Raw genomic sequence first — 25154 nt, 5'->3', positions numbered from 1 at the left:
CACGCGTCGTTCATGAAGAATGGTCGAAATGTCCACCATTTGCGTGCATCATGGACGCAACGTCCACCAGGAGGATTCGTGACCAACCGACCAGCAGTGATCTTCGACTTCGACGGTACCGTCGCACTCGGCGACGGGCCGCTGCGGGCCTATGCCCGTGCGGTCGAGGAACTCGGCGGCGTGACCGGGATCGAACAGGCGCTCGCGGTGCCCTCGCCCGATCTGCTGGACGGATACGACGTGATCCGCGCGGCGGCAGAGGACCGCGGCGTCACCGCCGACGTGCTGACCGCCGCCTATCTCGCCAGCCGCGCCGTGCTCGGCACGCCGGAGGCCACGATCACCGCTCCCGCGGGTCTTGCCGAGTTCCTCCGGGCGGCAGGGGAGGCAGGCGCGTTGCGCATCCTCGCCACCAATGCGCCGGACGTGCGCATCGCCGAAGCGTTGGACGCACTGGGTATCGCGGGCGGTTTCGATCGCGTCGTCACCAGCGTCGGCAAGCCCGCAGGGCTGGAGGCCCTGCTCGATGACCTCGCTACGGAAGGCGTCACCGATGTGCTGAGCATCGGAGACATCTGGCGCAACGACCTCGCCCCGGTGCACCGCCGGGGTGGCCGCACCGCACTGGTCGGCGAGTTCGCGGACGAGTCCGCCACTCCCGATCACCGTGCACCGACTCTGCCCGAGCTGTGGGAAGACCTGCACTCGTGGCTTTCCACCTCCACTTCCCACTCTTCAGCCACCTCTGCACTCTGAGCCCCACACGAAAGCGAATGCACATGCGCACCTCCCTCATCCGCGCTGCCGGCCTCGGCGCCGCAGCCTTCATCGCCCTCGGCCTGGCCGGCTGCGCCTCCGGTGACTCCGGATCCGCCGGCGGCGACGCGACCGGCGCCGCCGCCTCCGACCCCACCTCGCTCACCCTTGCGCTGGTGCCCTCGCAGGACCAGTCGGGTCTTGTCGAGACGGCAGCTCCGCTCACCGACGCGCTGACCGAGGCGCTGGGGATCCCGGTGACCGGCGTGGTCTCCAAGGACTACCAGGCAGCCGTCGAGGCGATGGGCGCAGGCCAGGCTCAGATCGGGTTCCTGCCGTCGCTGCAGTTGTGGCAGGCCTCGGACATGTACGGCGCTCACACCGTGCTGCAGACCGAGCGCAACGGCAACATCACCTACCCGGCGCAGTTCATGACGAACAACCCCGACAAGTACTGTGCGGACAAGCCGGTCGAGCGTGACGGCAAGTTGTTCTGCAACGGCGCCGACGCGCTGCAGGGTCCGGCGGGACTCGACGCCATCGCGAAGATCGCCGGCTCCAAGGTGGCCCTGCTCGGTCCGGGCTCGCCCGCCGGCTACATTTACCCGATGCTCGCGCTGAAGGAGGCCGGGCTGGACATCGACAAGGACTTCGAGAAGCTGCCGGTCACCGCTAACGACGCCAGCGTGCTGGCCGTCTACAACGGCGACGCCGAGGTCGGCTTCAGCTTCTGGGATGCGCGTGACATCGTGAAGAAGGACACCCCTGACGTCGGTCAGAAGGTCGTCGTCTTCGCGCTCAGCGAGGAGATCCCCAACGACGGCGTCGCACTGACCGACGACCTCTCGCCCGAGCTGCGCGACAAGATCACCAAGGCCCTCGAGGACTTCTCCAACACCGAGGCCGGCTCCGAGGCGCTGCAGAGCATCTACTCCATCACCAAGCTGGCCCCGGCCGACCCGTCCTCCCTGGACGTGGTGGCCAAGGCCGCGAAGGAACTGGGGCTGCAGTAAGTGACCGCCACGCACAACAGCGCGGACGTCGCGGCTTCGGCCGTGGCGTCCGCGCCGTGGTCGATCTCGCTCGACCACGTCACGGTCCGCTATCCCAACGGCGTCGTCGGCCTCGACGATGTGAGCCTGGACATCGCCGCGGGCGACATGGTGGCCGTCGTCGGCCTGTCCGGCTCGGGGAAGTCCACGCTGATCCGAACGATCAACGGGCTGGTTCCGGTCAGCTCCGGGTCTCTCACCGTGGGCGGTCACCACGTCGATGGTGCCTCCGGTCGTGAGCTTCGGCGCCTGCGCGGCGACATCGGCATGGTCTTCCAGGGGTTCAACCTGGCCGGTCGCGCCAGCGTGCTGCAGAACGTGCTCGTGGGCCGGCTCGCCCACACGCCGCTCTGGCGCACCATGATCGGCGCCTATCGCGAGACGGACAAGGAGCTCGCGTACGACGCCCTGGATCGGGTGGGGATCCTCCCCAAGCTCTACGATCGTGCCTCGGCCCTGTCGGGCGGACAGCAGCAGCGCGTCGCGATCGCGCGCGCTCTGGCGCAGCAGCCGCGCATCGTGCTCGCCGACGAACCCGTCGCGAGCCTGGACCCGCCCACCGCCCACGGCGTGATGACGGACCTGCAGGACATCAACCGCGACCTCGGGATCACGGTGCTGGTGAACCTGCACCTGCTGGATCTCGCGCGCGAGTTCGGCACCCGGATGATCGGGATGCGGGGCGGCACGGTCGTCTACGACGGTCCCGCGGCCACGGCCACCGATGCCGATTTCGAGGAGATCTACGGTCGCTCCCTCACCACCGCGGACCGGTCCGGCGCATGAGTTCGGTGACTCTCGCCAATGGCCGCAGCGTGACGCTTCCGGAGCGTCCTCGCGGCCGGTGGAAGCTGTGGGCCATCGCCGCCGTGGTCATCGCGATCACCGTCATCATGTGCCTGCCCGGTATCGGCATCGGTTTCGATCTGCAGGCGATCGTGCGCAATTGGCAGCACGGCGCCGACAAGGTCGTCAAGCTCCTGATGCCGGACTGGGCGTTCTTCCCACGCACCGTGGCGCCCTGGGTGGAGACGCTGCAGATGGCCGTGATCGCCACCGCGGTCGCCTCGGTGATCGCGCTGCCGATGAGCTTCTGGGCGGCTCGTCCGAGCAACCCCAACGCGTGGTCGCGCGGCGTGGTGCGGACGGTCCTCAACGTCATCCGCTCCATCCCGGACCTGCTGTACGCCGCGGTGCTCGTGGCGATGGTGGGCGTCGGTGCCCTGCCCGGCATCCTCGCGCTGGTCATCTTCAATCTCGGCATCATCGTCAAGCTGGTCTCGGAGGCCATCGACATCACCGACGCCGGGCCGATCGAGGCTGGCCGGGCGGCCGGTGGCACGCAGACGCAGATCAACCGCGCCCTGGTGCTTCCCGACACCTGGCCGGCGTTCGCCAGCCAGGTGCTGTTCGTGTTCGAGCTGAACGTTCGTGCCTCCACCGTCCTGGGTCTGGTCGGGGCGGGCGGCATGGGGCTGCTGATCGACTCGGTTCGTACGTTCTACCGCTACGATCAGCTCTCGCTCATCATCCTGGAGATCCTCATCGTGGTGATCGTCATCGACGTGGTCAGCGATGCCATCCGACGGAGGCTCGTATGAGCGCCGTCGGCCTCGCGCGCCCCGCGTCCTCGTTGCCCGTCCAGCCCCGCCATCCGTGGCGGCTTCTCGTCGGCGGTGCGGTCACCGTCGTGGTGCTGGTGGCGTTCTGGTCGGTGGACATCACCTGGTCGCGCCTCGCCGATCTGCCGGCGGAGATCATCCGCTACGTCGGCCTGATGTTCGCCTCGCCCAACTGGGCGAAGCTGCCCGACGCCCTGCTGCAGACCTGGCGATCCATCGAGATGGCCTGGATCGGCACGGTGCTCGGCATCCTCCTGGCCACGCCGGTCAGCTTCTTCGCCGCGCGCGGATTCGGCCCTGCCTGGCTGCGGTGGCTGCTGCGCGGGATCTTCTCGCTGATCCGGGCCGTACCGGAGATCATCTTCGCGATCATCATCCTCTCCGTCACCGGCCTCACTCCGCTGACGGGAGCCCTGGCCCTCGCGATCAATGGTGTCGGCACCCTCGGCAAGTGGGGGTACGAGGCGGTCGAGGCGGTCACTCCGGGCCCGATCGAGGCGGCGCGCGCCGCAGGAGGCGGGACCCTGCAGGTGATCCGGTGGGGCGTGTGGCCGCAGGTCGCGCCGGCCTTCCTGTCGTTCTGGCTGTACCGCTTCGAGATCAACGTCCGCTCGTCCGCGGTGCTCGGACTGATCGGCGTCGGCGGCATCGGCGACATGCTGACCTCCTACACCCAGTACCGTGAGTGGTCGACGGTCGGCGTGCTGCTGATCGTCGTGGTGGTCGTCACGATGGCCATCGACGCCGTCTCCGGGGCGCTGCGCCGGCGGATCATGGAGGGTGCACGTGTCAAGCAGCAGTGAGCCGGGAGCGCGCAGTGCCCCGCCCAGTGTGCGCATCGCCACGGTGCTGAACTCGCTTCAGCCCACCGAGCGACGCGTGGCGGATCTGGTGCTGCAGTCGCCCGAGACCGTCGTGGAGCTGACCGCCCAGGAGCTCGCTGACCGGGTGGGGATCGGGCGCTCCAGCGTGATCCGCGCCTGTCAGAGCTTCGGCTATCGCGGCTTCCCGCAGCTGCGGGTGGCGCTGGCGGCCGAGCTCGCCTCGCACGGCGACAGCGGCACGGACTACGACGAGAGCGTCGTGGGACGTATGCGCGCGGCCATCGATCGTGTGGCGCAGTCGCTCCCGCAGGCGATCAGCATGCTGGATGACGAGGTCGTGTCGGCGGCGGTGCGTTCGGTGGCCGAGGCGCGGCGCCTGCTGGTCGTCGCCAACGGACTGTCGGCGCCGATCGCGAGTGACCTGTCGATGCGGCTCACCGCGGTGGGCCGGCCCGCGGAGTTCGTTCCGGACGCGATCGCCCAGCAGATCGCCGCGAGCGGTCTCGGCTGGCAGGACGTGTGTCTCGTGATCTCCGGGTCAGGCGCCAACGAGTCGTCGCTGCGTGCCGCTGCGGCCGCCCGGAATGCGGCGAGCATCGTCGCGCTGACCTCGTTCGCGTCGTCTGCGCTGACCGAGCTAGCGGATCGGTCACTGGTGATCGCGCCCTCGGGCGTCTCCTTCCGCGACGAGCTGGAGCACACCTCCCGCGTGGCTCACGCGGTCTTCGTGGAGGTCTTCGTCGATGCCGTCGCCCGCGAGCTCGGCTCGCGGGCCGCGGATGCGCGCGGTCGTGTGCTCGAGATCCTCTCGGAGAACCTCACCGACGCCGGCGAGTAGCCACCCGAACCTCGAGAACGCAGCCCGGACGCGGTCCGGGCTGCGTTTTTCGTCGTCCCCGAGGGGGGGACTGCTCCGGATGGGGCGAAATGGTTTGATATTGCACAGTCAAGATTGACTATGTTACTTTGATCGAGCCAATCAATGACGAAGGCCGAGAAGGGACCCCCATGGCCACTCCCTCTGCGCAGCGCGCCCGACGACGGGTAGCCGCCACTGTGACGACCGCACTCTCTCTGACACTCGTGTTCACCGGCTGCTCGACGCAGTCGAGCTCATCGACCGCAGCCCCCAGTAACGCGGCCGTCGACGCGGACACGTGCGCGCGGAACAAGGCGGTCGGCACCATCACCTACATCTCCGGTTACGGCTACTCCGCCAGCGCGGGGCAGATGGACGTGTTCCTCGCCCAGGAGCTGGGCTACTTCGACGAGCTGTGCCTGGATGTCGAGATCAACGCCTCCGGAGCCAACGGGCAGCAGCTCGTGGCAGCGGGTCAGGCGCAGTTCACGGCGCTCGGCAGCGCCAGCGACGTGATGCTCGCCGCCGCGAACTCGAAGAACCTGACCGCGATCGCCACGTACGGCACGACGCCGCCGTTCTCGATCTTCGGGAACGAGAAGCTTCAGTCCCTGAAGGATCTCGAGGGCGGGTCGCTCGGCTACTTCATCAACCTCACCCCGATCGCATCCGCGATGCTGGACAACGCGGGCGTCGACGCGTCGAAGGTCGAGATGGTGAAGATGACCAATTACGATCCGACGGTGGTCGTGCGCGACCAGGTCGACGCCATCGTGGGGTACGCCTCCAACCAGCCGCAGGCGCTGCGCGCGGCGGATCAGCCGTTCGTCGAGTTCCTTCCTGATGAGTTCGACGTGCAGGGCACCTACAACGTGATGGAGGTCAACTCGAAGTTCCTCTCGGAGCACCGCGAGGTGGCGGCGGACTTCATGCGGGCGAGCCTGCGGGCGCTGGGGGAGTGCCTGGAGCAGTCCGACATGTGCATCGACAAGCTCGCGGCCCTCGCCGAGGCGAACAACCAGGGTGCCGCGTTCCCGCGCGAACAGCTGGCGCGCACCTGGGAGGTCGAGTCCGCCTGGGTGCGTGACAGCACTGGCGGTGCCCCCGGCGTACAGACGGCGGCGATGTGGGAGCCCGAGTATGCGCTCGTGCAGAAGTACGGCGACGTGAAGAGCCTTCCCGCCATCGCGGACATGATGGATGAGGACCTCGTCGCCGACCTGTACCAGGGCGACGCTCTCGTCTGGCCGGCGAAATGATGGCGGCCGGAGCGGGCGTCGAGGTCCGCGGCGTCAGCAAGTCGTTCGGCGTGGACGGCAAGCGCGTGACGGTGCTCGACGACATCAGTCTCACGATCGGCATGGGTGAGTTCGTCTCGGTCATCGGCCCGAGCGGCAGCGGGAAATCGACGCTGCTGAAAGTGGTCGCCGGACTCCTCGACGCCGATTCCGGATCCGTCACGATCGACGGCGAGCCCGTGCGGGAGGCGTCACGCAAGAAGAACATCGGCCTGGTGCCGCAGTCGCCGGCGCTGCTGCCGTGGAAGACGGTGCTGGAGAACGTGCGCCTGCCCGTGCAGATCAATCGCGCTGCCAACGGCAAGCGCCAGCTGCGCGATCCGGAGGAGCTGCTTCGCACCTTCGGGCTGGGGCACGCGATTCACAAGCACCCCGGTCAGCTCTCCGGCGGCATGCAGCAGCGTGCGGCGATCGCCCGCGCCTTCGCCTTCGACCCCGCCATCATGCTGATGGATGAGCCGTTCTCCGCGCTGGATGAGATGAACCGTGATCTGCAGCGCATCGCGCTGCTGGATTTCTGGCAGTCCAACCGCAAAGCCGTCATGTTCGTGACGCACTCGGTGCCCGAGGCGATCATGCTCTCGGATCGAGTGGTGGTGATGTCCGCTCACCCCGGGCGCATCGCCGATGTCATCGACATCGATCTTCCCCGCCCTCGGGATGAAGACGCCTATGCCACCGACGCGTTCCGTGACATCGAAGCGGTCGTTCGCCGTTCCCTTCGCGCGCAGATGGAGCAGGTCCATGTCTGAGACGAGAACGATTCGCCGCACCGCCGTTCGCCGGTGCCCTTGCGCACAGAGGGAGCAGGTCCATGTCTGACACCGACACCATTCGCACCACAGCCACCGGCACCCTCCTCACCCGTGAGGCCCGTGCCGCAGGCAGACGCGGCGCGCCCGCCTGGCTCCGGCCCGGCGCGTGGCTGCCCACCGTGATCACCTTCGTCATCGCGGCGATCCTCTGGCAGATCGTCGCCATCGCGAACCCCTACGTGATCCCCGCGCTGAACGACATCGGGGCGAGTCTCCTCGAGGACGCGGGCATGTACTGGGCGAACTTCCTCACCACCCTGCTGGAAGTGGTGGTGGGCGCCGCGAGCGGCATCCTCGCCGGCTTCCTCGTGGCCGTCGTGATGGCGGAGTTCCGCATCATCGAGCGGGCCGTGATGCCGCTCGTGGTGATCGTGATGGTCACCCCGATCGTCGCCATCGCGCCTGCCCTGGTGGTGGCGTTCGGATTCGGCATGGTGCCGAAGTTCATCGTCACCGCACTCGTGGTGTTCTTCCCGATGCTCGTCAACGCCCTCGCTGGTCTCCGCGACGTCGACCCCCGCGCTCTGGACGTGTTTCACACGCTGCACGCCAGCCGCTGGGAGACATTCCGTGAACTGCGTCTGCCGGGCAGTCTGCCGTACGTGTTCGCGGGACTGCGGATCGCCCTGCCGATGGCCGTCGTCGGTGCCGCGGTGGCGGAGTTCGTCGCCGCCGGTCAGCAGGCCGGGCTCGGCTCGCTGGTGACGACCTCGGCCGCGCAGGCCAACCTCCCCGTCACCTGGGGCGCCATCACCCTCCTCGCGCTGCTCGGCGTGCTGCTCATCGTCCTCCTCGCCGTGGTGCGCAAGCGCGTGCTGTGGTGGAGCGATGGCGACGTCAACGCGCGCTGAGTCCACAGACCTCACAACAGAAAGGCAACACCCATGGTGAAGCAGCTGCGGCTCGGCCTGTTCGAGAACGCACAGGCCAACGACTCGGGAACGGCCACCTGGCGTCACCCGGACAACGGACGCTACCTCTTCGACAAACTCGACTACTGGCGCGACACCGCGCGCATGGTCGAGGACGCCGGGTTCGATTTCCTCTTCCTCGCCGATGCGTGGGGCTGGGCCGACGTAGCGGGCGAGCGTCCGGAGATCTGCAGCGTGGAAGGTCTCGACCTGCCGCGACTGGACCCGGCGATCATCCTCGGGGCGCTGATTCCCGAGACCACCCGCCTCGGGCTGGTCGCCACGGGATCCACGCTGCTGGAGCCGCCCTACGCGTTCGCGCGCCGGATGGCGACCCTGGACATCCTCTCCGGCGGCCGCATCGGCTGGAACGTGGTGACCACGGGGACGGCCGACACCGCCGTGCAGGGCTTCGGCGTTCCGATGGTGGGCCACGACGACCGGTACGAGATGGCGGACGACTTCATGCAGGTGGTCTACAAGCTGTGGGAGCAGGCGTGGGAAGAGGGGGCGCTGGAGCGGGACAAGTCCGGCCGGTTCGCCGACCCGGGCAAGGTGCACCGTATCTCCCACGACGGCAAGTACTTCCGTTCGCACGGTTTCGGCAACACGTCCCGCTCTCCCCAGGGCACACCGCTCCTGCTGCAGGCGGGTGCTTCGCCCGCGGGGCGCGCGTTCGGCGGCAAGCACGGAGAGGCGATGTTCGTCGGCTCCGGCACGGTCGAACAGCTCCGTGGACATTCCACCGCGATCCGCCAGGAAGCGGTGGCGAACGGCCGCCGCGCCGACGAGGTGAAGATCCTGTCGGCCTTCTCCGCCGTGATCGGCGCAACCGAGGAGGAGGCGCAGCGCAAGTACGCGTCGGTGGCGGAGGCGCAGAACCCCGACGTCACGGTGGCCTCCTACGCGTGGTTCACGGGACTGGATCTGTCCGCGTATGCGCCGGAGACGCCGATGAGCGAACTGTACACCGAGCTGTCGCAGACGCAGGTGGCGCGCTTCGCGGACAAGACGGTGGGCGATGTGCTCCGCGACTGGCACGGGCACGGCGTCGGAGCGCGTCCGGTCGTGGGAACCGCGGAGCAGGTGGCGGATCGGATGATCGAGCTCGCCGACGGCGCGGACCTCGACGGATTCCTGTTCTCGCCGGTGATCCCGCCGGCGTCGACGAAGGACTTCATCGAGCAGGTGCTGCCGATCCTCCGGGAGCGCGGCGCGATCGCCGAGCCGAGTGATGAGCCCCAGACGCTGCGCGAGCGCATCATGGGAACGTCCTCGCCCGCGCTCGCCGACTCGCACCCCGGAGCCGCGTACCGCGCGCGGCGCTGAACCGTCTCTGACGACAAGACCCCCGACGGCGTCGGGGGTCTTGTCGTATCGGTTCAGCCGGTCTTCTCCGTCCGTGCGACCTCAGCACGCTGCGGGGCTTTGCCGGTCTTCTCAGTCTGTGCGACCTCAGCACGCTGCGGGGCTTTGCCGGTCTTCTCAGTCTGTGCGACCTCAGCACGCTGCGGGGCTTTGCCGGTCTTCTCAGTCTGTGCGACCTCAGCACGCTGCGGGGCTTTGCCGGTCTTCTCAGTCTGTGCGACCTCAGCACGCTGCGGGGCTTTGCCGGTCTTCTCAGTCCGTGCGACCTCAGCACGCTGCGGGGTTCTGCCGGTTCAATCCGTGCGGGGGACCGGGTCGGGAACCGACTCGCCGGCGAACACGTACTCACCGTTGCGCAGCCGTTCCAGCAGCCGCATGGCCCACTCCTTCTCCGCGACGAGTCGCGCCGTCGAGAGATCGAAGATCTCCCGGACGTAGCGCGGTGTGGTGTCGGAGCGCAGCGTGTCCTCGACGTTGAAGCCGTTGGTGGTGATGATCGCGTCGCTCTTGATGAGGCGGTGCTCGAGGCCGGCGATGACCTCCTGGCGGCTGAGCACGAACATGAACGAGGCGATGGTCATGACCGACTGGGTGTCGAACGGCTCCACGTTCCAGAGGTTCTCGCGCAGCATGCGCTGCAGTTCTACCTCGCCGGTGGGAGTGATCTTGTACGTGGTGCGAGCGGGGCGCTTGCCGTCCGTCTCCGTGCCGGCCTCGCGGATGTACCCGTCCACTTCGAGAGCGCGCAGGGCGTTGTAGATGGAACCAGGCTGGATGTGCGCCCATTCGTCCACGTGCCAGCTCATCAGCTCGCGGCGCAGGAAGTATCCGTGCACCGGCTGGAACTGCTTCACGGCACCGAGGACGACGAGGCGTGTGGTCGACATGGACAAAGCGTACTGAATGGTCCGTCCGGCACTTGCTGGGAGCGCCGAGCATTAGTATTCTCTTCATTAGTCAATGTTGACTAATGAAAGGTTCAGACATGACGACCGCAGCCGCCGAGCCCCTTCCGCGCGATCTGGCCCTCCGCCGGGCGTTCTCCGTCTATCCCACGGGGGTCGTCGCGCTCGCCGCCCACGTCGACGGGAAACCCGTGGGCATGGCGGTGAACTCCTTCACCTCGATCTCGCTCGATCCCGCGCTCGTCGCCATCAGCGCGGCACGTTCCTCGCGCACGTGGCCGGTGCTCGCCGCGGCGCCCGAGCTCGGGATGAGCGTTCTCGCCGCCGACCACGAACCGCTCAGCAGACGGCTGTCGTCGCGTGATCAGGACCGGTTCGGCGAGCACTCCTGGCAGCGCAGCGCCGGTGGGGCGATCCTGCTGGACGGCGCAGCTCTCTGGCTCACCTGCCGCCCTCACAGCAGGTTCGACGGCGGTGATCACGAGATCGCGTTGTACGAGATCCTCGACGTCACGCTGTTCGACGATGTCGAGCCGCTCGTGTTCCATCAGAGCCGGTATCGCGCGATTCTCGCCGAGCAGGCGAGCACGCGCGCATGACGCAGGGCCTCGGAACCGTGACGGGGATCGTCGTCCCCGGTGACGGCCGCGGCCGCGTGCTCGGGTTTCCCACGGCGAACCTTGCCGTGGGCTCGGAGGAGCTGCCGTCCGACGGGGTGTATGCCGCGTGGGTGAGCGTGGACGGCGGCGATCGCATCGGGGCGAGTGCGAGCATCGGCTCCAATCCGACCTTCGCCGGGGAGCGGGCGCGGCGGATCGAGGTGCACCTTCACGACGTGGAACTCGATCTGTACGGGCGGAGCGTCTCGGTGACGCTGGTGCGCAGGCTCCGCGCCACCCTGAGGTTTCCGCACGTGGATGAACTCATCGCCCAGACTCATAGGGACATCGCCGACGCGCGCCGCGCGCTCGCGGAGGTCGGCGGGGGTGCGGTGGCGGGAGTCGAGTTCGGTGGACGCGCGGCGATGGCCGTCGACGAAGACGCCGTGGTGCAGCCCGGCGAGCGTGCGGAAACGGAATCAGGCGAGCGCGTCATGGCGGAGCTCGGTGGGAGCGCGGTGGCGGAACCTGGTCGGCGCACTCGGGCCGAATCCGAGGGGCGTACTGCGGCCGAACCCTGTCGGCGCGCTGCGACGGAATCCGGTGGGCGTGCTGTAGCGACGTTCAGAGATGACAGCGCGACTGAATCAGGCGAGCGTGCTGTGGGGGAGCCTGATGGTCACGGGGTGGCCGAAGCCGGCGAGTGCGCGGTCGTTCCTGGAGCTCGCGTCGCCGTGGTGGGGAGCGCGAATCTCGACATCGTCGTGCGCGTCGAGCGGCCGCCGGCTGTCGGCGAAACCTTGCTCGGGGCCGCGGGCGGACGATTCCCCGGCGGCAAGGGCCTGAATCAGGCGACGGCGGCGGCGCGCAGCGGTGCGCGCGTGGAGTTCTGCACGGCGGTCGGGCACGACGACGCGGGGGAGCAGCTCACGCGTGCGCTGGTCGCCGCGGGGGTCGGCGTCGATCATGTGCAGACGGTGGGCGAGCCCACCGGTGTCGCGCACATCCTGTCCTACCCCGACGGCGACAACAGCATCGCCGTCGCCGCGGGGGCGAACGGAGCTCTCACCGGCGCCGATGCGGCCGTCGCCGTCGCCGATGCGGCCGTGGTACTGGTGCAGTTGGAGGTTCCGCTTGACGTGGTCCGTGCCGCGCTCGCCGCGGGGTCCCACGCGGTGCGCATCCTCAACGCCGCGCCGGCGCACGAGGAGGCCCGCGAGCTGCTTCATCTTGTCGACATCCTCGTCGTGAACGAGACCGAGTGTGAGGCGCTGGGCGGCGTCGATGCTCTCGCTGCGGACGGTGTCACCCTCGTCGTCACGCTGGGCGGTGCGGGGGTGCGGGTTCATCCGCGGGGCGCCGAGGTCTTCCACGTGCCGGCGTTCGCCATCGATCCGGTGGACACCACCGGTGCGGGCGATGCGTTCTGCGGTGCCCTGGCTGCGAGCCTGGCGCGGGGCTTCGATCTGGAGCACGCGGTCCGGCGAGCCAATGCGGCGGGCGCCATCGCCGCCTGCAGCGTCGGTGCCGCGGCCTACCGGATCTCCGCCTCCGCGCTCGATGAGGTGCTGGCCACAGGGATCGTTCCCGCGTGAGAGACGGAAAACGCACCCCGGATGGTCGTCCGCGGTGCGTTTTCCCTCTGCGCTTGACGCATCGCACGGTGGGTGCACCCAACACACACAGCGCCGTCCGGATGTGGACCGGACGGCGCTGCACGTGTGCGGGCACTCAGGCGGCGACGGGCTCCGCGACGGCCTCAGCAACGGGGGAGCGGCGGGCCCACTTCTTCAACGCCACCACCACGAGCGCCGATACGACGGTGCCGATCGCGAGCGACAGCAGGAACGCCCAGAAGGGATCGAGTGCGAAGAACACGAACACGCCACCGTGCGGTGCGCGGGAGGTGACGCCGAACAGCATGCTCAGTACGCCGGTGATCGCCCCGCCGATCATGGACGCCGGGATCACACGGAACGGATCGGCGGCGGCGAACGGGATAGCGCCCTCGGAGATGAAGGCGAGGCCCAGCGGCCACGCGGCCTTGCCGTTCTCACGCTCCACCGGCGAGAAGAGGCGGCGTGCCAGCACGGTGGAGGCAAGAGCCATCGCGAGTGGCGGAACCATGCCGGCGCACATCACCGCCGCCATGATCAGATACGGCGTGCTGTTCGTGGTGGTGGCGGTGCCGAGTCCCGCCACAGCGAACGCGTAGGCAACCTTGTTGACCGGCCCACCGAGATCGAAGCACATCATCACGCCGACGATCAGGCCCACCACGGCGATCGCCCCGGTGCCGGCGAGGTCGTTGAGTCCGTTGGTCATCGCGTCCATCAGCGCGGCGATCGGTCGGCCCAGGAACAGGACCATGATCCCCGATGCGACGATCGAGCCGATCAGCGGGACGATCACCACCGGCATCAGTCCGCGAAGCCACCGCGGCAGATCGAGCCGGCCGAGTGACCACGCCACCCAGCCGGCGAGCAGGCCACCGGCGATCCCTCCGATGAAGCCCGCGCTCATCAGAACGGCGACGGCACCCGCGACGAAGCCGGGGGCGATGCCGGGGCGGTCGGCGATCGCATAGGCGATGTATCCGGCGAGCACCGGGACCAGGAAGTTCATGGACGTCTTCCCGATCATGAACGCCACGGAGCCGAGGTACTGCCCGAGGCCGCCTGCGGGCAGCTGCCACAGCGAGTTGTCGGTGATGACCGTCGCGGCGTCGTCGGTGACGGCGTAGCCGCCCAGAAGGAAGCCCAGCGCCATCAGCAGGCCGCCGCCGGCGACGAAGGGGATCATGTAACTGACCCCGGTGAGCAGCCACCGCTTCACGGCCGCTCCGGCGCTCTCGCCGGTCGTGTCGGCGGTGCTCGCCTGCGACGTGGCGGTCACACGCGCCGCCTGCGGGTCCCTGCTGGCAGCGACGGCCTCGGCGATCATCTGCTTCGGCTGCTCGATGCCGCGCTTCACGGCGGAGCGGATGACGGGCTTTCCCGCGAATCGCTCGGGGGAGCGGACGTCCACATCCACCGCGAAGATCACGGCGTCTGCCTCGTCGATGACGTGCTGCGGGAGCGGCTTGTATCCGCTGGAGCCCTGCGGCTCGACGACCAGGTCGATGCCGAGATCCGCGCCGGTCGCGGTGAGGGCATCGGCGGCCATGAACGTGTGGGCGATGCCGGTAGCACATGCCGTGACCGCGACGATGCGGGCCGGGCGACCGTCGATCAGGAGCGTGTCGTCCACCGGCGCGGCGGTGGAGACGGGTGCGGCTGCGGGCGCCTCCACCGGCGCCGCGTCCTCTTCTCCGACGGCGATCCGCACCAGGGAGACCACATCAGCGGGGGTCGCGGCGGCGCGCAGCGCGTCGGTGAACTCGTCGGTCATGAGGGCTCGGGCGAGACTGGACAGCATGCCCAGGTGTTCCTCGTCGGCGTCGGCGGGCGCGGCGATGAGGAACACCAGATCCGCGGGACCGTCATCGGCACCGAAGTCGACGCCCGGACTCAGCCGTGCGAAGGCGAGCGAGGGAACCGCGACGGCTGCGGTCTTGGCATGCGGGATCGCGATGCCACCGGGAAGCCCGGTCTCGTCCTGCTCTTCGCGCGCCCACGCGGCGGCATAGAGGCCCGCAGCGTCCGTCGCGCGACCGGTGTCGGCCACGCGCTGCGCGAGTGCGGTGATGACGGCGCTCTTGTCGGCGCCCAGGGGCGCATCGAGCGACACCAGCTCGGGGGTGATTGCTGAAACCATGATGACCTCCGTCGGTCGAGGGGTGCGCTCAGAGCGCGCGCACGGGAAGCGGTTCGGTGCCGAGATCGGCAGGGGAAGGGGGTTGGGTCCCGGGCAGGGTGGCGGCCGCCGACCCGTACCGGATGGCCTGGCGCAGTCGTTCTTCACGACCCGCACCGGCGATGTCGGCCAGCAGATATCCGGCCAGCGCGCTGTCGCCCGCGCCGACCGTGCTGCTCACCTGGATGCGTGGCGCGGGTGTTGCCAGCACCCCGTCTGCGTCGGCGAGGATCGCTCCGTCGCCGCCGAGCGTCACCAGCACATTCGCGATCCCGCCCCGGACGAGCTCACTCGCGGCGGCGGCGACGTCGCTCACATCGGGGAGTGCGGACGCGCCCACCAGCTCGGCGAGCTCGTCCTCGTTGGGCTTGATGAGGTCGGGCCGCCCGCTCGCCGGCGCGTTCACCGCTGCGGCGAGCGGGCGGCCCGCGGCGTCGACAGCGATCCGCGGGGCGGGGGAGAGGGCGGCGCGCACGGTCGAAGCGATCCGCGCGTAGACGTCCGCCGGCACCCCGGGCGGGACGGAGCCGGCCAGCACCAGCCACTCGGCACCGCGCGCGGCCGCGACGACCACCGCGATGATCGCGTCGAGCTCGGCGTCATCGAGGGCGCCGCCGGGGAGATTGATCTTCGTCGTCTCCCCGTTCGGCGCCGTCAGGGTGAGGTTGGTGCGCACCCGGGCGCTGACCGGTACCGCACGGATGACGAGGCCGGTGGCGCGCAGCAGCGGCCCGTAGGGGTCGTCGTCGGCGAGGGGGAGTACGGCGATGGAGGCGGCGCCGGCAGCCGAGATGGCACGCGCGACGTTCACGCCTTTGCCCGCGGCGTCGGTGCGCTGATCATCAGCACGCTGGACGTCGCCCGGCCTGAGTGCATCCGTGAGACGGATGGTCTGGTCCAGCGCCGGGTTCAGCGTGAGGGTGACGATGGTCATGCCAGCCACACCTCCACGCCGGCGGCGTCGAGTGCGTCTGCGAGGGGCTGCGGGGGAGCGGCGTCGGTCACGAGCACATCGATGTCCGAGAGCAAAGCGAAGCGCACGAGGAGGTCCTCCTCGAACTTCTCCGCGTCGGCGAGCACGATGACCCGGCGGCCCGCCGCCACGATCGCGGTCTTCACGTCCGCTTCGTCGGGGTCGGGGGTGCTGAGACCGAAGTCCGCCGACAGCCCGTTGGTGCCGAGAAAGGCGATGTCGGGGCGCAGCGCGCTGATCGAGCGGATCGTTTCGCCCCCGACAGCGGCGGCGGTGAGGCCGCGCACACGCCCGCCGATGGCGGTGAGGGCGAGGTGCTCTGCACCGGAGAGGACGGCAGCGAGCTGCATGGAGTGCGTCACCACCTCGGTGTGTCCGCCGATCGCCGCGAGATGGGTGTCGAGGTTCGCTGCCACCTGCGCGGTGGTGGATCCGGCGTCCAGGTAGAGCGATCCGCGGAAACCCGGCTCCAGTGCCTGGAGCGCGCGTGCGGCGATGCGCTGCTTCGCCTCCGGGACGCGGTGGGATCGTTCGACGAGGGGAACTTCGGCGCGACTGGTCCGCGGCCCGAGCACAGCACCGCCGTGCACGCGCTTGGCGAGCCCTTCGCTCTCGAGCAGATCCAGGTCCCGGCGGACCGTCTCCGGGGTGACGTCGAACCGCTCGGACAGCGCGAGCACGGACACGCGTCCGTCCTCTCGCAGCACCGCGCGGATCTCATCCTGCCGTTCGCTCGCGTACATCCTGCCTCCTTGCCGGTTCCCACAGAATACGAACCAAACGCAGAAAAAGCAACATAAACCCAAGAAGACACAGACGCGAGGTTCTGGCGAGGTTTTCGTTGCGCGCACCTGGCCCGAAAAGGGCGGCCGAAGGGTTCACGTGCGCACGATGAACCGGGCGATCCACGCGCAGGGCACGAGCGAAGCGCCGGCTCAGTCCTCCGCGGCGCGGAAGGCGGCCCAGAGTTCGGCGCGCACCGGGAAGGACGACAGATCCACGTCCAGCAGACGCTGCGCTGCCTGAACCCGGGCGCGCACGGTATGGCGATGCACGGACAGCGCCCTGCCCGTCGCCTCATGGGATCCGTCGTTCTCCAGGAACACCCGCAGCGTGCGTGTGAGGTCGGCACCGGCGCGCGAGTCGTGGTCCCGCAGCGGCGCGAGCGTTGCTCGCGCGACGGCCTGCGCGTCGGCGGAGGGTGAGTCCAGGACGCCTCGCCCGCGGCGGTCGCGGAACGACAGCAGGCCGTCTTCGGCGCCCTGCAGGGCGACTCGTGCCTGCTCCACGGCGGCCGGCGCGTCGGCGTACGAGCACGGCTCCGACAGCCCGACTCGCACCTCGAAGCGCGCCGCCACCTCCTGCGGTGCAGGAGAGCCTTCGGATACGACCATCAGCAGGTCGCTGCCCGCGCGCCCGGCGAACACCTCCCCGCCGTGGTCGGCGGCATAGAGCTCCAGCCATTCCGCGATGGCGAGCGTGCGCCCGGCTCCCTCCGCGAGAGCCACCTGCACCGGGCCGGGCGGCAGCGGCATCGTCAGCTCTCGTGCGACGCTGCGGGCGAGGGTGGTCTGCCCGCCGAGCAGCAGCTCCACCACTCCGGCGCGGATTCGGGAGTGGGCTCGCTGCACGCCCTCCTGCTGCTCCATGGCGAGTCCCGCCATCGCGATGACGGAGGTGACCACTCCGCGCCCCTCCTGGTCCAGCTCCGCCGACGCGATCGCGAGGACGCCGCGCAGCCGTCCCCCGCGTCCCAGCGTCTGCAGGGTGAACGGCTCGCCGTCCACGCTGATGGCCGACGCCGCACGTGCGCCGCGGCGCAGCACGGCTTCCACCTCGGCGTCCACGGCGGCGGAGACCGCGGGGGAGAGGGCGTGGGTGGGGTGCTCCCGCAGCAGGACCCCGGCAGCGTCATACAGTCCCACCCACGTGCCGAGCTGATGTCCGAGCTCCATCAGTGTGCGGGCGAGCCCGTCCGGTCGCAGCGCCGCGAGCGAGATGGCGCGCTGCGCGGACAGGGCCCACGACCGTCGTTCGTATGCCTGCGCAGCCACGGCCTCGGCATTCGCACGCGCCACCGCGATGAACGGCGTGCGGTAGGGCACCTCGAACAGCACCAGTCGATGCCGGACGCAGGCCTCGGCGAGCGGTGCGGGCACGCCGGGACGCACCACCCCGGAACCGAAGCCGAGCGCCAGCACGCCGCGGGCGACGAGACGGCGGACGTACTCGTCGACGTCGACGCTCGGACCGTCGCCCTCCTCGAACTGCTTGCCGGTGGTCAGGAGAACGACCTCGTCGGAGAGAAACGGGGTCGGATCAGCCAGATCGGAACTGTGCACCCACCGGACCGGGCGATCGAGATCGCCGTCGGGCTGCTCGTTCGCTGCTCCGACGAGAGACAACTGCAGGTCGGTGCGTCCCAGCAGGGTCCGCACCGTGGGCACCACGCTCTGTTCGGCCATCGACTCGCCCTCTCAGCCCCCGCGCGGTCCGGTGTTGCCGCCGTCGGCAGCGACCGTCCAGTGCGTATATCGGTATCACAAAGAATGTACACACTGGATAATGCACTGGCGATTCCCGCGTCGTACGCTCGGCCCCATGAGCCTCATCGACGCGACCCAGACCACCCCCCTCGGCGGACCCTCGCTCCCGCAGGAGCGTCGCCTCGTCACTGCGATCCCCGGCCCGCGCTCGCAGGAGCTCCTGGACCGCAAAGCTGCGGCCGTGCCCGCGGGCGTCGGCCACACCGTGCCGGTCGCCGCAGTGGCCGCGGGCGGTGGCGTCGTCGTCGACGCCGATGGCAACTCGCTCATCGATCTGGGTGCGGGCATCGCCGTCACCACGGTCGGCAACGCGCACCCGAAGGTGGTCGCTGCCGTTCAGGCGCAGATCGCGCAGTTCGCGCACACCTGCTTCATGATCGCGCCGTACGAGTCGTACGTGGCTGTGGCGGAGAAGCTCAACGAGCTCACGCCGGGCTCGTTCGCGAAGAAGACCGCGCTGTTCAACTCCGGCGCCGAGGCCGTCGAGAACGCGATCAAGATCGCACGCAAGCACACCGGCCGCCAGGCCGTCGTCGCCTTCGACCACGGCTACCACGGGCGCACGAACCTGACCATGGCCCTCACGGCGAAGGCGATGCCGTACAAGAGCGGCTTCGGGCCGTTCGCCCCCGAGGTGTATCGCGCTCCGGCGTCGTACCCGTTCCGTGACGGACTCACCGGCGCCGAGGCTGCTGCGAAGACCATCTCGATGATCGAGAAGCAGATCGGAGCCGACAACCTCGCCGCCGTCATCATCGAGCCCATCCAGGGTGAGGGTGGCTTCATCGTTCCGGCCGACGGCTACCTTCCCGCCGTCGTGGAGTGGTGCCGCGCGAATGGCGTCGTCTTCATCGCCGACGAGGTCCAGACCGGCTTCGCTCGCACCGGCGCGATGTTCGCCAGCGAGCACTTCGGCATCGAACCGGACCTCATCACCACGGCCAAGGGCATCGCCGGCGGGATGCCGCTGGCGGGCGTCACCGGCCGTGCCGAGATCATGGACGCCAGCCACACCGGCGGGCTCGGCGGCACCTACGGCGGCAACCCCGTCGCGTGCGCCGCGGCCCTCGCCACCATCGAGGCGTACCAGGAGGAGAACCTGGCCGAGCGTGCTGTGGAGATCGGCCGCATCCTGGTCGCCCGCATGCAGGAGGCCGCCACGAGCGACCCCCGTATCGGCGAGGTGCGCGGCCTCGGCGCCATGATCGGCGTCGAGTTCGTGGATCCGGCCACGGGCGCGCCGGACGGAGCGCTGGCCGGTGCGATCGCGAAGCAGGCGATCGCCGAGGGCGTCATCGTCCTCACCTGCGGCACCTACGGCAACGTGATCCGGTTCCTGCCGCCGCTGTCGATCGACGACGCCCTTCTTCACGAGGGACTGGACGTCGTGCTCGGCGCACTCGCCGGAGCCTGAGCCACCCCTCCCGGCGCTCTGGGGGCGCCGGGAGGGCATCCGACACCCGCGCAGCCGACATGCGCACCCCCATTCGCAGTACGAGAGCAAGGGAGCACTCATGAACGAGATCACACGCGATGTCGTCATCATCGGAGCCGGCGCCGCCGGACTCACCGCAGCGAACGAGCTGCGCAAGCAGGGCCTGTCCGTGGCCGTCCTGGAGGCGCGCGACCGCGTCGGCGGGCGTCTGTGGACCGACGTGATCGACGGCGCGATGCTGGAGATCGGCGGGCAGTGGATCAGCCCGGACCAGACCGCGTTGCAGGAGACCGTGGCGGAGCTGGGCCTGTCCACCTACGACCGTTACCGTGAGGGCGACAGCGTCTACATCGGACCGGATGGGACGCTGTCCCGCTTCACCGGCGAGCACTTCCCGGTGTCGGAGGAGACCGGCCGTGAGATCGACCGCATCACCGAGATGCTGGATGCGATGACCGCCGAGATCGACGCGGATCGTCCGTGGGCTCACCCGAAGGCCGCGGAGTGGGACGCGATCTCCTGGCTGGAGTGGCTCAAGGCGCAGACCTCGGACGACGAGGCCGTTCGCAACCTCGCCTTCCCGACGGGATCGGCGATGCTCACCAAGCCCGTTGCGACCGTGTCGCTGCTCCAGTCGCTGCACATGGCCGCGTCCGCCGGCAGCTACTCCCACCTCGTCGATGCGGACTTCATTCTCGACAAGCGCGTCGTCGGGGGCCTGCAGCAGGTGCCGATCCTGCTGGCCGAGCGCCTCGGTGAGGACGTTTTCCTGGAGCAGCCGGTGCGATTCCTGGAATGGGGCGATGACGGCGTGACCGCGCGTGCGGACGGCATGATCGTCCACGCCCGTCACGCGCTGCTCGCCCATGCCCCCGTGCTGTACGACCGGATCTCCTTCGTGCCGCCGCTGCCGCGCCGACAGCACCAGATGCACCAGCACATCTCGATGGGCTTCGTGATCAAGGTTCACGCCGTGTATGAGACCCCGTTCTGGCGCGACAAGGGCCTGTCCGGGACCGCGTTCAGCCCCTACGAGCTGTCCCACGAGGCGTACGACAACACCAACCACGGCGATGAACGAGGCACCCTCGTCGGCTTCGTCTCCGATCTGAACGCCGACGGCGTCTTCGAGCTGAGCGCCGAGGAGCGCAAGGCCCGCATCCTCGAGTCGCTGTCGCACTACTACGGCGAAGAGGCGAAGAACCCGGTGGTCTACTACGAGAGCGACTGGGGCTCGGAGGAATGGACGCGCGGAGCGTACGCGGCCAGCTTCGACCTGGGTGGCCTCAGCCGGTACGGCAAGGATCTGCGTGAAGCGGTCGGCCCGATCCACTTCGCGTGCTCCGACATGGCCGGCGCCGGGTTCCAGCACGTCGACGGCGCGATCCGCATGGGGCGCCTGGTCGCCGAGCAGATTGTCGCCCAGGTCCGCGCATGAGCGGGTCGGTGGTCGTCGGATACACCGCCACCGACGCCGGTCGTGACGCGCTGCGCCTGGGCTCCCGCCTCGCCGCGGGGCTCGGCGTGACCCTCCATCTGGTCATCGTGCTGCCGAATGAAGGCACTCGCAGCCCGATCGTGCCGCCGGAGAAGTCCTATGAGCAGTACCTGCGCTCGCAGGCCGAGAAGTGGCTGCGGGAGGCGGCGGTTCACGTTCCCGCCGGCGTCACCCGCAGCGCCCACGTGCGCTTCGGCGAGTCGTTCGGGGAGGGGCTCATCGCCGCGGCGGAGGAGTTCGCCGCGGCGATCATCGTGATCGGCGGCGCGGGCGGCGGGCGGTTCGGCCGCTACACCCTGGGGTCGGTGGCCCAGCAGCTCCTGCACTCCTCACCGGTACCGGTGGCGCTGGCCGCCTCCGGTGGCGTCGATGCGGATCACCCGATCTCCCGCGTCACATGCGCCGTGGGCAACCGCCCCGGTGCGGACTACCTGCTGGAGAGCTCCGTGGCGCTCGCCCGTGAGCTGGGGGCGGAACTGCGTCTGCTGTCGCTCGCGGCTATCGATCTGCCCGGGGGCATGTCCGCCGATGAGGCGCGCAGTGCCGCCGGCGACCTCGCCGACGAGATGCAGGCCGAGGCCACGGCTCAGCTGCCCGACGGTCAGACCGTCGCCGTCGAGGTGGCACGAGGGCGCAGCATCGAGGATGCCACCTCCCACCTCGACTGGGATGCGAACGAGATCGCGCTCGTCGGATCCAGCCGCCTGGCACAGCCGCGTCGGCTGTTCCTGGGCTCCACCGCAGCGCGGATGCTGCACGAACTCCCGGTGCCGATGATCGTCGTGCCCCGCGAACGCCCCGAAGGAGCGTGACACATGAGCGAGTCAACGAAGTCTCGGCTCTCCCCGGCTGCCGGTGAACCGGATCCGGTCACCGGCGGAATCTCCCGTAAGGGTCTCAGCGTCGGCACTGTCGGCGTGCTCGGTGCGCTCGTCATGGGCATCTCCTGCATCGCCCCCGCGTACACCTACACCGCCGGCATCGGCGGCGCCGTGGGTGCGGTCGGATTCCAGGTGCCCGCGATCCTGCTGCTCGGCTTCATCCCGATGCTGCTGGTGGCGTTCGGCTACCGCGAGCTCAACAAGGCCATGCCCGACTCCGGCACCAGCTTCACGTGGGCGACCCGTGCGTTCGGGCCGTACGTCGGCTGGATGGCGGGCTGGGGACTGATCGTGGCGACGATCCTGGTGCTGTCCAATCTCGCCGGTATCGCGGTGGATTTCCTTTTCCTCCTGATCTCTCAGATCTCCGGTAACGAGGCCATCGCCGAGATCACCCGCAACCCGTTCGTCAACGTGGGCGTCTGCCTGGTGTTCGTCGCGCTGGCCACCTGGGTGTCGTATCGCGACGTGTCCACCTCGCAGAAGCTGCAGTACGGACTCGTGGCGTTCCAGGTCGTGATCCTCGTGGTGTTCGCCGTGATGGCGATCACGCAGGCGGTCAACGGCGGCGGCTTCGAGTCGAACATGCCGGAGTTCTCCTGGTTCAACCCGTTCGCGATCGAGGGCGGGGTGTCCATGATCGTGATGGGCCTGTCCGCATCCGTCTTCATGTTCTGGGGATGGGACGTCACCCTCACCATGAACGAGGAGGCGAAGGACCCTGAGCGCACGCCGGGGCGGGCGGCTATGCTCACCGTGATCTCGATCATCGCGCTGTATCTGCTGCTCACCATCAGCAGCCTGATGTACTCGGGCATCGGCGACACCGGACTCGGACTGACCAACGAGGACATCGGCGGGAACGTGTTCTTCGCGCTGTCCGGCCCGGTGATGGGCGGTCTGGCGTTCCTGCTCTCGCTCGCGGTGCTGACCTCGTCCGCGTCCTCGCTGCAGTCCACCTTCATCTCGCCCGCCCGCACGCTGCTGGCCATGGGGCACTACGGCGCCGTGCCGAAGAAGTTCGCCGGCGTGAGCCCGCGATTCTTCACTCCGGGTTTCGCCACGATCGCGTCCGCCATCGTCGCGGGCGGCTTCTACGCCGTGATGCGCTTCCTGAGCGAGGATGCGCTCTGGGACACCATCCTCGCGCTCGGCATGATGATCTGCTTCTACTACGGGATCACCGCGCTGTCGTGCGTCTGGTACTTCCGTCACCAGTGGTTCGACTCGGGCAAGGACTTCTTCTTCAAGTTCGCGAGCCCGCTCGTGGGCGGTGTGATCCTGCTGGTGCTGTTCGTCATCACCGCGATCGACAGCCTCGCCCCCGACTACGGCTCCATCGCCATCGGCGCCAACGCCGACGGCGAGGGCGGTATCGGAATCGTGTTCTTCATCGGCGTCGGCCTGCTGGTCTTCGGCGCCGTGCTGATGCTGGTCCAGCGCGCCCTGTCTCCCGCGTTCTTCCAAGGAAAGACGCTGAGCATGGATGCACCGCCGAGCCAGCGCGCCGCCCGCTGACCTCCCCACAAGAAAGAGGACATTCACATGACTGACCGCGAAGCAGCCCTTCTGGCCGAGGTTCCTGACGGCCTGTACATCGATGGCGCCTGGGTGGCGGCGGAGGAGGGGCGCACCTTCGAGGTTCGCGATCCCGCGACCAACGCCGTCATCAAGGTCATCGCCGACGCGAGCGCTTCCGACGGCAAGCGGGCGCTCGACGCCGCCGTCGCCGCGCAGGACTCGTGGGCCGCGACCGCGCCACGCACGCGCAGCGACATCCTGCGTCGCGCCTTCGACCTGGTGCGCGAGCGCGCTGACGATCTCGCCCTGCTGATGACCCTGGAGATGGGCAAGCCCCTCACTGAGGCGAAGGGGGAGGTCACCTACGGCAACGAGTTCAACCGCTGGTTCAGCGAGGAGGCGGTCCGCATCGCCGGGCGCTACGGGCTGAACCCTGAGGGCACCGGGAACATGGTGGTCTCGCAGCGCCCGGTGGGCCCGTGCTTCTTCATCACGCCGTGGAACTTCCCGTTCGCGATGGCCACGCGCAAGATCGCTCCGGCGCTCGCGGCCGGTTGCACCGTGGTGATCAAGCCGCCGGCACTCACTCCGCTCACCACGATGTTCTTCGTGAAGCTGCTGGAGGAGGCGGGGCTCCCCGCCGGTGTCGTCAACGTCGTCCAGACCTCGCGCTCGTCGGCGCTGTCCGCTCCGATCCTCGCCGACCCGCGACTGCGCAAGCTCTCCTTCACCGGGTCCACGGAGGTGGGCCGCAAGCTCATCGCCCAGGCCGCCGACGGTGTGCTGCGCGTGTCGATGGAACTCGGCGGCAACGCGCCGTTCGTGGTGTTCGACGACGCAGATCTGGACAAGGCCGTCGAGGGTGCTCTGGCGGCGAAGTTCCGCAACATCGGCCAGGCCTGCACGGCCGCGAACCGCTTCATCGTCCACTCGTCGGTGGCGGAAGAGTTCTCGCGCCGCATCACGGAGCGGGTCACGGCCATGAAGATCGGCCGCGGCACCGAGGACGGGGTCGCGATCGGCCCGCTCATCGACGACGACGCGGTCGCGAAGGCTGTCGAGCTCGTCGACGACGCCGTCTCGCGCGGCGCCACCGTGACCACCGGTGGTCAGGCCATCGCGGGGGAGGGCTCGTTCTTCCAGCCCACCGTGGTCACCGGTGTGGTCGCCGGCTCCGACATCCTCCGCGAGGAGATCTTCGGTCCGGTGCTCGCGATCGCCACGTTCGAGGACGAAGAGGAAGCGGTGCGCCTGGCGAACGACACCGAGTACGGTCTGGTCTCCTATGTCTTCACGCAGGACCTGGCACGCGGTCAGCGCATGATCGACAAGCTGGAGACCGGGATGATGGGTCTCAACGTGGGCGTCGTCTCCAATGCGGCCGCGCCGTTCGGCGGCGTCAAGCAGTCCGGCGTGGGCCGCGAGGGCGGTCTCGAGGGCATCCACGAGTACCTGTCCACGAAGTACACCCTGATCCCCGTCAGCTGATCGAAAGG

General features: G+C 69.1%; 22 protein-coding genes. 17 read left to right on the top strand and 5 right to left on the bottom strand.

What is annotated here, in order from left to right:
- The first annotated feature begins 78 nt into the window (after nt 1-78).
- The 10 genes from ACIQJ5_RS12005 (at nt 79) to ACIQJ5_RS11960 (ending at nt 9466) form a co-directional block, all read left to right on the top strand.
- Nucleotides 79-756, top strand: coding sequence for an HAD family hydrolase (locus ACIQJ5_RS12005; protein WP_402844180.1), 678 nt, complete (start codon nt 79-81; stop codon nt 754-756).
- Between the two features lie 23 nt (nt 757-779).
- Nucleotides 780-1769 (top strand): phosphate/phosphite/phosphonate ABC transporter substrate-binding protein, encoded by a 990-nt coding sequence (locus ACIQJ5_RS12000; RefSeq protein ID WP_402844177.1) that lies wholly within the window; start codon nt 780-782, stop codon nt 1767-1769.
- Nucleotides 1770-2594, top strand: coding sequence for a phosphonate ABC transporter ATP-binding protein (phnC, locus tag ACIQJ5_RS11995; RefSeq protein ID WP_231091738.1), 825 nt, complete (start codon nt 1770-1772; stop codon nt 2592-2594).
- Nucleotides 2591-3409: a phosphonate ABC transporter, permease protein PhnE gene (gene phnE, locus ACIQJ5_RS11990; protein ID WP_402844174.1), complete on the top strand. Its 819-nt coding sequence runs from the start codon at nt 2591-2593 to the stop codon at nt 3407-3409. The genes phnC and phnE (ACIQJ5_RS11990) overlap by 4 nt, the downstream gene beginning before the upstream one ends.
- Nucleotides 3406-4233, top strand: coding sequence for a phosphonate ABC transporter, permease protein PhnE (phnE, locus tag ACIQJ5_RS11985; protein WP_402844171.1), 828 nt, complete (start codon nt 3406-3408; stop codon nt 4231-4233). The genes phnE (ACIQJ5_RS11990) and phnE (ACIQJ5_RS11985) overlap by 4 nt, the downstream gene beginning before the upstream one ends.
- Nucleotides 4217-5092 (top strand): MurR/RpiR family transcriptional regulator, encoded by an 876-nt coding sequence (locus tag ACIQJ5_RS11980; RefSeq protein ID WP_402844168.1) that lies wholly within the window; start codon nt 4217-4219, stop codon nt 5090-5092. The genes phnE (ACIQJ5_RS11985) and ACIQJ5_RS11980 overlap by 17 nt, the downstream gene beginning before the upstream one ends.
- A 170-nt stretch (nt 5093-5262) precedes the next feature.
- Entirely contained in the window at nt 5263-6372 is a 1110-nt protein-coding gene (locus ACIQJ5_RS11975) for an ABC transporter substrate-binding protein (protein ID WP_402844165.1), read from the top strand.
- On the top strand, nt 6369-7163 hold the full coding sequence (locus tag ACIQJ5_RS11970) for an ABC transporter ATP-binding protein (protein WP_231091743.1): 795 nt from the start codon (nt 6369-6371) through the stop codon (nt 7161-7163). Before ACIQJ5_RS11975 ends, ACIQJ5_RS11970 begins: the two co-directional genes overlap by 4 nt.
- 62 nt (nt 7164-7225) lie before the next feature.
- Nucleotides 7226-8077, top strand: a complete 852-nt coding sequence (locus ACIQJ5_RS11965) for an ABC transporter permease (protein WP_231091744.1) — start codon at nt 7226-7228, stop codon at nt 8075-8077.
- A 33-nt stretch (nt 8078-8110) separates the two neighbouring features.
- A complete protein-coding gene (locus ACIQJ5_RS11960) occupies nt 8111-9466 on the top strand; it encodes an NtaA/DmoA family FMN-dependent monooxygenase (RefSeq protein WP_402844161.1) in 1356 nt (451 codons plus the stop codon).
- 332 nt (nt 9467-9798) lie between these two features.
- On the opposite strand, the gene ACIQJ5_RS11955 is transcribed toward ACIQJ5_RS11960, so the two are convergent.
- Nucleotides 9799-10392, bottom strand: a complete 594-nt coding sequence (locus tag ACIQJ5_RS11955) for a PadR family transcriptional regulator (protein ID WP_231091746.1) — start codon at nt 10390-10392, stop codon at nt 9799-9801.
- Nucleotides 10393-10490: 98 nt separating this feature from the next.
- On the opposite strand from ACIQJ5_RS11955, the gene ACIQJ5_RS11950 reads away from it, so the two are divergent.
- Nucleotides 10491-11009 (top strand): flavin reductase family protein, encoded by a 519-nt coding sequence (locus tag ACIQJ5_RS11950; RefSeq protein WP_231091747.1) that lies wholly within the window; start codon nt 10491-10493, stop codon nt 11007-11009.
- Nucleotides 11006-12604, top strand: coding sequence for a PfkB family carbohydrate kinase (locus ACIQJ5_RS11945; RefSeq protein WP_402844158.1), 1599 nt, complete (start codon nt 11006-11008; stop codon nt 12602-12604). Before ACIQJ5_RS11950 ends, ACIQJ5_RS11945 begins: the two co-directional genes overlap by 4 nt.
- A 136-nt stretch (nt 12605-12740) precedes the next feature.
- On the opposite strand, the gene ACIQJ5_RS11940 is transcribed toward ACIQJ5_RS11945, so the two are convergent.
- The 4 genes from ACIQJ5_RS11940 to ACIQJ5_RS11925 form a co-directional block, all read right to left on the bottom strand.
- Nucleotides 12741-14765 carry a fructose-specific PTS transporter subunit EIIC gene (locus tag ACIQJ5_RS11940; RefSeq protein WP_402844155.1) on the bottom strand — a complete coding sequence of 675 codons (2025 nt, stop codon included), beginning with the start codon at nt 14763-14765 and terminating at the stop codon, nt 12741-12743.
- A gap of 28 nt (nt 14766-14793) precedes the next feature.
- A complete protein-coding gene (locus tag ACIQJ5_RS11935) occupies nt 14794-15738 on the bottom strand; it encodes a 1-phosphofructokinase family hexose kinase (RefSeq protein WP_402844153.1) in 945 nt (314 codons plus the stop codon).
- Nucleotides 15735-16520, bottom strand: coding sequence for a DeoR/GlpR family DNA-binding transcription regulator (locus ACIQJ5_RS11930; protein ID WP_402844150.1), 786 nt, complete (start codon nt 16518-16520; stop codon nt 15735-15737). The genes ACIQJ5_RS11935 and ACIQJ5_RS11930 overlap by 4 nt, the downstream gene beginning before the upstream one ends.
- Before the next feature lie 192 nt (nt 16521-16712).
- Complete coding sequence (locus ACIQJ5_RS11925) at nt 16713-18242, bottom strand: PucR family transcriptional regulator (RefSeq protein WP_402844147.1); 1530 nt, start codon at nt 18240-18242, stop codon at nt 16713-16715.
- Between the two features lie 136 nt (nt 18243-18378).
- Between ACIQJ5_RS11925 and gabT the strand changes: the two genes are divergently transcribed.
- The 5 genes from gabT (at nt 18379) to ACIQJ5_RS11900 (ending at nt 25146) form a co-directional block, all read left to right on the top strand.
- Entirely contained in the window at nt 18379-19737 is a 1359-nt protein-coding gene (gabT, locus tag ACIQJ5_RS11920) for a 4-aminobutyrate--2-oxoglutarate transaminase (RefSeq protein ID WP_402844144.1), read from the top strand.
- 100 nt (nt 19738-19837) lie between these two features.
- Nucleotides 19838-21196 carry a flavin monoamine oxidase family protein gene (locus ACIQJ5_RS11915; protein WP_402844141.1) on the top strand — a complete coding sequence of 453 codons (1359 nt, stop codon included), beginning with the start codon at nt 19838-19840 and terminating at the stop codon, nt 21194-21196.
- The gene (locus tag ACIQJ5_RS11910; RefSeq protein ID WP_231091756.1) at nt 21193-22068 is read left to right on the top strand and encodes a universal stress protein; all 876 of its coding nucleotides are present in this window, start codon (nt 21193-21195) and stop codon (nt 22066-22068) included. The genes ACIQJ5_RS11915 and ACIQJ5_RS11910 overlap by 4 nt, the downstream gene beginning before the upstream one ends.
- 3 nt (nt 22069-22071) lie before the next feature.
- Nucleotides 22072-23655, top strand: a complete 1584-nt coding sequence (locus tag ACIQJ5_RS11905; RefSeq protein WP_231091757.1) for an APC family permease — start codon at nt 22072-22074, stop codon at nt 23653-23655.
- A gap of 27 nt (nt 23656-23682) precedes the next feature.
- Nucleotides 23683-25146, top strand: coding sequence for an NAD-dependent succinate-semialdehyde dehydrogenase (locus tag ACIQJ5_RS11900; RefSeq protein ID WP_402844136.1), 1464 nt, complete (start codon nt 23683-23685; stop codon nt 25144-25146).
- Nucleotides 25147-25154 lie beyond the last annotated feature (8 nt).

This window comes from Microbacterium sp. GXS0129 (genome assembly GCF_044769785.1).
GTDB classification, from domain to species: domain Bacteria; phylum Actinomycetota; class Actinomycetes; order Actinomycetales; family Microbacteriaceae; genus Microbacterium; species Microbacterium nymphoidis.
This window is presented reverse-complemented; position numbering and strand designations above follow the sequence as displayed.

What these genes read in the sequence shown, in the direction of transcription:
- ACIQJ5_RS12000 (WP_402844177.1), top strand. Translation starts at nt 780, where the DNA reads ATGCGCACCTCCCTCATCCGCGCTGCCGGCCTCGGCGCCGCAGCCTTC.
- phnE (WP_402844174.1), top strand. Translation starts at nt 2,591, where the DNA reads ATGAGTTCGGTGACTCTCGCCAATGGCCGCAGCGTGACGCTTCCGGAG.
- phnE (WP_402844171.1), top strand. Translation starts at nt 3,406, where the DNA reads ATGAGCGCCGTCGGCCTCGCGCGCCCCGCGTCCTCGTTGCCCGTCCAG.
- ACIQJ5_RS11975 (WP_402844165.1), top strand. Translation starts at nt 5,263, where the DNA reads ATGGCCACTCCCTCTGCGCAGCGCGCCCGACGACGGGTAGCCGCCACT.
- ACIQJ5_RS11970 (WP_231091743.1), top strand. Translation starts at nt 6,369, where the DNA reads ATGATGGCGGCCGGAGCGGGCGTCGAGGTCCGCGGCGTCAGCAAGTCG.
- ACIQJ5_RS11965 (WP_231091744.1), top strand. Translation starts at nt 7,226, where the DNA reads ATGTCTGACACCGACACCATTCGCACCACAGCCACCGGCACCCTCCTC.
- ACIQJ5_RS11960 (WP_402844161.1), top strand. Translation starts at nt 8,111, where the DNA reads ATGGTGAAGCAGCTGCGGCTCGGCCTGTTCGAGAACGCACAGGCCAAC.
- ACIQJ5_RS11955 (WP_231091746.1), bottom strand. Translation starts at nt 10,392, where the DNA reads ATGTCGACCACACGCCTCGTCGTCCTCGGTGCCGTGAAGCAGTTCCAG.
- ACIQJ5_RS11950 (WP_231091747.1), top strand. Translation starts at nt 10,491, where the DNA reads ATGACGACCGCAGCCGCCGAGCCCCTTCCGCGCGATCTGGCCCTCCGC.
- ACIQJ5_RS11945 (WP_402844158.1), top strand. Translation starts at nt 11,006, where the DNA reads ATGACGCAGGGCCTCGGAACCGTGACGGGGATCGTCGTCCCCGGTGAC.
- ACIQJ5_RS11940 (WP_402844155.1), bottom strand. Translation starts at nt 14,765, where the DNA reads ATGGTTTCAGCAATCACCCCCGAGCTGGTGTCGCTCGATGCGCCCCTG.
- ACIQJ5_RS11935 (WP_402844153.1), bottom strand. Translation starts at nt 15,738, where the DNA reads ATGACCATCGTCACCCTCACGCTGAACCCGGCGCTGGACCAGACCATC.
- ACIQJ5_RS11930 (WP_402844150.1), bottom strand. Translation starts at nt 16,520, where the DNA reads ATGTACGCGAGCGAACGGCAGGATGAGATCCGCGCGGTGCTGCGAGAG.
- ACIQJ5_RS11925 (WP_402844147.1), bottom strand. Translation starts at nt 18,242, where the DNA reads ATGGCCGAACAGAGCGTGGTGCCCACGGTGCGGACCCTGCTGGGACGC.
- gabT (WP_402844144.1), top strand. Translation starts at nt 18,379, where the DNA reads ATGAGCCTCATCGACGCGACCCAGACCACCCCCCTCGGCGGACCCTCG.
- ACIQJ5_RS11915 (WP_402844141.1), top strand. Translation starts at nt 19,838, where the DNA reads ATGAACGAGATCACACGCGATGTCGTCATCATCGGAGCCGGCGCCGCC.
- ACIQJ5_RS11910 (WP_231091756.1), top strand. Translation starts at nt 21,193, where the DNA reads ATGAGCGGGTCGGTGGTCGTCGGATACACCGCCACCGACGCCGGTCGT.
- ACIQJ5_RS11905 (WP_231091757.1), top strand. Translation starts at nt 22,072, where the DNA reads ATGAGCGAGTCAACGAAGTCTCGGCTCTCCCCGGCTGCCGGTGAACCG.
- ACIQJ5_RS11900 (WP_402844136.1), top strand. Translation starts at nt 23,683, where the DNA reads ATGACTGACCGCGAAGCAGCCCTTCTGGCCGAGGTTCCTGACGGCCTG.